This is a genomic window from Verminephrobacter aporrectodeae subsp. tuberculatae At4, from assembly GCF_000193225.1.
Classification (GTDB): Bacteria; Pseudomonadota; Gammaproteobacteria; order Burkholderiales; family Burkholderiaceae_C; genus Acidovorax; species Acidovorax aporrectodeae.
The window spans coordinates 1-718 of record NZ_AFAL01000852.1; the positions used below are offsets into that span (position 1 = coordinate 1).

A 718-nucleotide genomic window follows, 5' to 3' on the forward strand; every position below is an offset into this window, starting at 1 on the left:
CCGACTATCAGGCAGGGGGGCGGCCGCAGCGCACGGCGGGCTCTTCAGGAGGGCGGCTCTCAGCATATGCAAACCCCGCCTTCCGCTTGGTTGGCAGGCGTGTGCAAGGGCAGGCAGGTTCCGCATGCCGCGTATCATAACGTGACAAACGGTGAGCTTTATGCCGATCGGGCAACCGAACCCGGCTTTATGGCGAAGGTCTTCAATGAGCGGGCGGCTACGGAATCATCGAGCACCCGCTGGCGCGAGTCCGGCAAGCGGGGCTCGATATCAAGGGGTGGGTCTCAACCCGGGACTGCCGGGCAGGCTGGTCCCCAAGGTCCTCAGAACCAGTAGCTGCCATGCGCCAGATCCGTCGCCTGCCCCACGATGGACAGCGGCATCTGCGCCGCGGCGCCGGGCGCGGTGATGACGCCGTTGGCCTTGCCGTCGGCGTCGAACTGCCCGCCATCGCTGATCTCAAAGTCCAGCCGCAGCTGCCCGCCTTCCAGCGCCATCTTGCCGCCGTAAGGGCTGCTCGCCAAGTTGACCCAGGTGCCGGTGCTGTCCCGCAGCCAGTAGCCGTTGACGCCCAGCGCCGGGTCCACGTACAGGCTGAATTTTTCGCTGCTGTGGCCCGTGGCCTGCGCTGCCTCGAAGCGGAGCAGACCGAGGGGCATTTCCATTCCCTTGGGCAATTCGGCGGGTGCGTTCTTTTGCTCCAGGTGGGTGATGCGTG

Annotated in this window: 1 protein-coding gene; it reads right to left on the bottom strand. The window is 65.9% G+C overall.

Features of this window, described 5'->3' with window-relative positions; translation table 11 throughout:
- Positions 1 to 323 precede the first annotated feature (323 nt).
- The coding region (locus VTU_RS29600) for a choice-of-anchor U domain-containing protein (protein WP_010109032.1) at positions 324 to 718 on the bottom strand (395 nt) is incomplete at its 5' end.